Genomic DNA, 5708 nt, shown 5'->3' on the forward strand with positions numbered 1-5708 from the left:
CGAGTGCGACGACCATTGCCATGACCACGAAGAAGCCGAAGCGCACCACAGCGCGTTTATTTTGGTTTGTACTGAATGCGGTACGGCGGATGAGCAGACACTGAGCCAAGAATGGGCGGCATTGCGTGCAGGCGTGGCCGAAACCGGTTTCTCATTAAAAGAAGAACATGTTGTTTTAACAGGAATTTGTAAAAAATGTCAGAAGTAAAAAAGACCAAAGTCCACCTGATTTCAGGCTTCCTTGGAACAGGTAAAACCACTGCACTTAAAAGTCTGATGGCGCAAAAAGACCCGAATGAAAAATGGGTCATCATCGTCAACGAATTTGGTGAAATCGGCATTGACGGCGCCGTCTTGAGCGACAACGGTATTCCCGTGGCAGAAATCGCCGGCGGCTGTTTGTGTTGTACTGCAGGCGCGCAAATGGGTACGACCGTACAAAAAATGCTGCGCGATGCCCAACCCGACCGCTTGATGATTGAGGCAAGCGGACTGGCGCACGCCGCCAGCGTCATCGACGAATTGAAAGCCAAACCGCTCGACAGTATGCTGGAAATCGGCGCCGTCTTTACCGTTGTCGATCCGCGCCAATTCATTAATCCCGATTACGCGCAACAAGCCTTGTATAAAGACCAAATCGGCATTTGCGACGTATTGGTCGCCAGCAAAACCGACTTATGCACGCCAGAGCAGCTGGCCGAGTTTCACGATAAAGCGGCCAAGCTGTTCCCGCCTAAAGCCAAAGTGGTTGAAGTACAAAATGCGCAACTCGACATCCAATGGCTTGATATTCCCGTTGTCGAAAAATCGCGCTACCGCCTCAAAGCCCTGCCGGACAACACCATGGGCTTCCAGTCTCAAGGCTTCACTTTCCCTGCCGGACGTGATTTCGACGGCGAAAAACTGACCGATTTCTTCAACGACCTACCTAAATTTACAGACGGCCTCGTGCGTGCCAAAGGCGTGTTCCAAGTGCTCGGTACATGGGTGTGGCTGAACTGGGTGGACGGTCAATGGGGCGCAAACCAAGTTTCATGGCGCCGTGATTCCCGCTTTGAATTGATTGCCAAATCGTTTGACGCGGATTTGATTGAGAAGAAATTGCAGGAGGCTTTGGAGAAGTAAATCATCGGCCAAACGCTTATTAATTCGTTACTATATGCCGTCTGAAGTCAGCGGTTTCAGACGGCCTTCAAATCAAAAAAAATAGAGGAACACTTTACCATGTGGCGTTATATCTTTCATCGTTTGCTCCTTTTGATTCCCACGTTATTGGGGATTTTGGCAATTACTTTTGCCGTGATTCAGTTTGTCCCCGGCGGTCCGGTGGAACAGATGGTTCAGCAGCTGACGCAGGGTGCGGTTGGCGGCGAGACGGCGGGACACAGTATGCCCGGAACTTTGGCCAAAAACGGCAACCGCATCAGTGCGGAGGATTTGGCCGCGCTGAATGCTTTATACGGTTTCGACAAGCCGCCTGTGACGCGTTTTGCCGATATGGTATGGAAATTCGCCCGTTTCGATTTGGGTGAGAGCTTTTTCCATCACCAAACTGTGTTTGAGCTGGTGAAAGAGAAAATGCCGGTATCGATGAGTTTGGGTTTGTGGACATTCTTCCTGACTTATTTGATATGTATTCCGTTGGGTATTGCCAAGGCGGTCAGGGATGGCAGCCGATTCGATACGATTACGGGCATGGTGATTTTGGTCGGCTATACCGTACCGCCGTTTGTATTGGGTTTGGTATTGCTGGTGTTATTTGGCGGTGGCAGCTTTTTTGCTTGGTTCCCACAGGGCGGCTTGGTCGGTGATGATTTCGATACGCTCTCTTGGGCAGGTAAAGTCAAAGATTATTTGTGGCATATGGCTTTGCCGATTACCGCTTCGGTGGCAGGTAACTTGGCGGTGATGACCGTATTGACGAAAAATGTGTTTCTTGAAGAAATCCGCCGTCAATATGTTTATACCGCACGAGCCAAGGGCTTGCCTGAGAAACAGATTTTGTGGAAACATATTTTCCGCAACGCCATGATTCCTCTGATTACCGGTTTCCCGGCCGCATTTATCGGCGCATTCTTTACCGGAAGCCTGTTGATTGAAACGTTGTTCTCGCTGGATGGGTTGGGTTTGCTGTCTTACGAGGCAGTGATGAAACGGGATTATCCTGTCGTAATGGGTACGCTGTATGTGTTCACGCTAATGGGGTTGTTGGCTAAATTGGTGTCGGATATTTCTTATTCATGGGTCGATCCGCGCATTCACTTTGGCGGACAGAAATAAGGCCGTCTGAAAATATCTTCAATCCATTATTAAAGAATGTTTCGAACCATGAAAAAGAAAAAATCTACTTCAAACCCTACTTGGCAAGCCTTTAAGCAACATAAGCGCGGTTGGTTGGCTTTGCGGATTTTGGCCGTTTTGTTTGTCGTCACTTTGCTTGCGCCTTTGTGGAGCAACGACAAACCTTTGTGGATACGCTATCAGGGCGAGTATTTCTTCCCCTTGGTAAACGAATATAACGAAACCACATTTGGCGGCGATTTCGATACGCCTGCGGATTATCTGGATCCGCTTATCCGCCACAACATTACTTCAGACGGCAATTTTGCCCTTTACCTGCCCAATCCTTATGATGCCGATACCTTAAACGATTTTGATACGGCACCCGATCCGGCCAAACCGTCCGAACGGCATATCTTAGGAACGGACGACCGCGGCCGCGACCTGTTGGCGCGCTTGGTTTACGGTTTCCGCGATTCGCTGTTGTTTGCCTTGGTGTTGACCGTGGTGACTACCGTAATCGGCGTGGTTGCAGGCGCGGTGCAGGGTTATTTCGGCGGTAAAACCGACCTTCTGATGCAGCGTTTTATCGAGGTTTGGGGCGGTATGCCAGAGCTGTACCTCCTGATTATCCTGTCTTCGTTCTTTAATCCGGGGCTGTTGATTTTGCTGGTGTTGCTGTCGCTTTTCGGCTGGATGGGCTTGTCTGACTATGTCCGCGCCGAGTTTTTGAAAAACCGTCAGACCGATTACGTTTTGGCAGCGCGCGCGATGGGCGTGGGCAACCGTGAAATCATGTGGCGCCATATCCTGCCTAACAGCTTGACACCGGTATTGGCCTTCCTGCCTTTCCGTATTTCCGGTGCGGTACTCGCTCTGACCAGTTTGGACTTCTTGGGCTTGGGCGTACCTGCCTCACAGGCAAGTTTGGGCGAGTTGCTGGCGCAAGGCAAAGACAACTTGGACGCGTGGTGGATCGGCCTGTCTGCCGTTGCTACGTTGACGGTGATGCTGCTTTTGCTGGTCATGATCGGCGAAGGTTTGCGTCAGGCATTTGACGTACGCGCACGCAGTTAATTGCTTTTCTAAAGCGTGAAGAGGGTGGGCAGCAAAGCTTATCCTGCATTCTTAGGGCCGTCTGAAAAGTTTCAGACGGCCTCATCCATTCGTTTGAATCATTAAAAACCATGAATCAAGAAATCACATTTCTTACTCTTTTTCTGCTCGGCTTTTTTGGCGGAACGCATTGCGTCGGCATGTGCGGCGGATTGAGCAGTGCATTCGCTTTGCAGCTGCCGCCACATTTAAACCGAATCGGGCTGATCGTATTGTTGAACTTGGGGCGAATCAGCAGCTATGTCGTCATTGGCCTGTTGGTCGGCTTGGTCGGGCAGGTCGGCATTTCCTTGGACGATACGCGCGCAGTTCAAAACGGTTTGTATATTGCCGCCAATGTCTTACTGCTTTTGCTCGGTCTGTATCTTGCCGGTATTTCAACTGCTGCAACCAAAATAGAACGCATCGGCAAACCGATATGGAAACGCCTAAATCCTTTGTTGAACAAATTGCTGCCGATTAAATCAGTGCCTGCCTGTTTCGGCGTGGGCGTGCTTTGGGGCTGGCTGCCTTGCGGTTTGGTGTACAGCGCGTCTTTGTATGCTTTGGGCAGCGGCAATGCTTTGCACGGCGGGCTGTATATGCTAGCGTTTGCATTGGGGACTTTGCCGAACTTGCTTGCGATGGGCATATTTGCCGCGCAGTTGAAAACCTTTCTGCAAAAACGCATGGTTCGTTTGTGTGCCGGATTGTTGGTGGCAGGATGGGCGATATGGCGCTTGGCCGTATTTGTAATGGGACAAATCGGGTAAGGTAAAAAGGTTTTATTTAGTTTGTTGTTTTACAATTAAAAAGGCCGTCTGAAAGATTTTCAGACGGCCTTTTTTCACAAGGAAGATTTAATGTATCAAATTCCAAGCCATCTTGGCGGCAATCAGCAGCAACATAATGCCGAAGGTGATTTTGAGTTTTCGGGCGGGCAGTTTGTGCGCCGTTTTTACGCCGAGCGGAGCAAAGAGGATGGTGGCAACGCTCAATATGGCCACGGCCGGAAGATAGATAAAGCCTGCCGCGCCTTCAGGCAGGTTGGCAATATGCAAACCGTTGGCAAAATAGCCGATGGTGCCGGCAATCGCAATCGGCCATGCTAAACCTGAAGATGTGCCGATGGCGCGGTGTGCCGGAAAGTTGCAATACAGCAGAAATGGAACGGATAGTGAACCGCCTCCGATACCGACCCAGCTTGACGCAGCCCCAAAAAGCGTGCCGACGGCTGTCAGGCCGGGGAGGGTAGGCAGGGTGCGTGAAGGTTTGGGTTTGGAATCGCGTAGGGTTTTGAGTGCGATAAAGGCAAGAAATGCAATAAAGAAAACCTGCAAAGCCAGCGTCGGCATATATTTTGCCGACACCGCGCCGAGAAGTACGCCGAGTATCATGCCCGGCGTCATCCGGCGGACGGTCGCCCAATCGATGGCGTGTTTTTTATGTTGGGCGTACATACTGGAGAAGGTGGTAAACACCATGACGGCAAAGGAAGTGCCGATGGCAAGATGCTGGGCATAGGGGTGGCCGCCTATGCCTTGCAGTTGCAACGCCCATAAGACAACGGGAACAATCAACGTGCCGCCGCCTACGCCGAATAATCCGGCAATAAAGCCCGCCGCGCTGCCGACGGTGAGCAGGGCAAGGATGATGTCCCAAGACCACATTTCAGACGGCCTTGTCGTGTTTATGAGTTTTGTGGCGTTTTTTAAACCAACGGATTGCTGCCATCACATAACCGGACAGGCTGTAACCGAGGAAGAACAAGAAGAGGACGAGCGAAGGTTTCCAGTTGATGAGCAGCAATACCAACACGGCCAACACCATGCCCATAAACGGCACTTGGCGGCGGATGTTGATTTCTTTGAAGCTCCAAAACGGAATCTGCACAATCATGGAAATACCGGCAAACAGGGTAATGCCCAATGCCCACCAATGCACGCCGGGGAAGCGTTCAAAGCTGTGGTTGACCCAAATCAGGCCGACAATCAATGCAGCGGCGGTCGGACTTGGAACGCCGATAAACCAGCGTTTATCGACCTTGCCGATGAGCGTGTTGAACAGCGCCAAACGCAGGGCGGCGCAGGCGCAGTAGATAAAGGCGACGGAATAACCGATTTTGCCAAACTGCCAAAGTTGCCATTTATAGGCAATCAGGGCAGGCGCTACACCGAAGCTGACCATATCGGCAAGGCTGTCGAGCTGTTCGCCGAACGCGCTTTGGCTGTTGGTCAAACGGGCAACGCGACCGTCCATACCGTCGAGCAGCATGGAAAGGAAAACTGCAATCGCCGCCGTTTCATAACGTCCGTGCATGGACTGGGTAATGG

General features: G+C 51.2%; 6 protein-coding genes and 1 pseudogene. 5 read left to right on the top strand and 2 right to left on the bottom strand.

Annotated features, from left to right (window positions below):
- From ACTHUT_RS12940 to ACTHUT_RS12960, 5 genes and pseudogenes are all read left to right on the top strand, one after another.
- Positions 1-208 (top strand): annotated as a pseudogene (locus tag ACTHUT_RS12940) (Fur family transcriptional regulator); the annotation flags it as partial.
- Entirely contained in the window at positions 196-1125 is a 930-nt protein-coding gene (locus ACTHUT_RS12945) for a CobW family GTP-binding protein (protein ID WP_003682934.1), read from the top strand. The pseudogene ACTHUT_RS12940 and the gene ACTHUT_RS12945, both read left to right, overlap by 13 nt.
- A gap of 99 nt (positions 1126-1224) precedes the next feature.
- Complete coding sequence (locus ACTHUT_RS12950; RefSeq protein ID WP_250600117.1) at positions 1225-2280, top strand: ABC transporter permease subunit; 1056 nt, start codon at positions 1225-1227, stop codon at positions 2278-2280.
- A 36-nt stretch (positions 2281-2316) separates the two neighbouring features.
- Positions 2317-3357: an ABC transporter permease gene (locus ACTHUT_RS12955; RefSeq protein ID WP_004520828.1), complete on the top strand. Its 1041-nt coding sequence runs from the start codon at positions 2317-2319 to the stop codon at positions 3355-3357.
- 110 nt (positions 3358-3467) lie between these two features.
- Positions 3468-4148 carry a sulfite exporter TauE/SafE family protein gene (locus tag ACTHUT_RS12960; protein WP_250590177.1) on the top strand — a complete coding sequence of 227 codons (681 nt, stop codon included), beginning with the start codon at positions 3468-3470 and terminating at the stop codon, positions 4146-4148.
- Positions 4149-4235: 87 nt separating this feature from the next.
- Here the strand turns inward: ACTHUT_RS12960 and ACTHUT_RS12965 are convergent, their stop codons facing one another.
- On the bottom strand, positions 4236-5045 hold the full coding sequence (locus tag ACTHUT_RS12965) for a sulfite exporter TauE/SafE family protein (protein ID WP_250600119.1): 810 nt from the start codon (positions 5043-5045) through the stop codon (positions 4236-4238).
- A gap of 1 nt (position 5046) precedes the next feature.
- On the bottom strand, positions 5047-5708 hold a 662-nt coding region (gene pssA, locus ACTHUT_RS12970), incomplete at its 5' end, for a CDP-diacylglycerol--serine O-phosphatidyltransferase (RefSeq protein WP_440418869.1).

The organism is Neisseria sp. P0022.S010 (genome assembly GCF_051956635.1).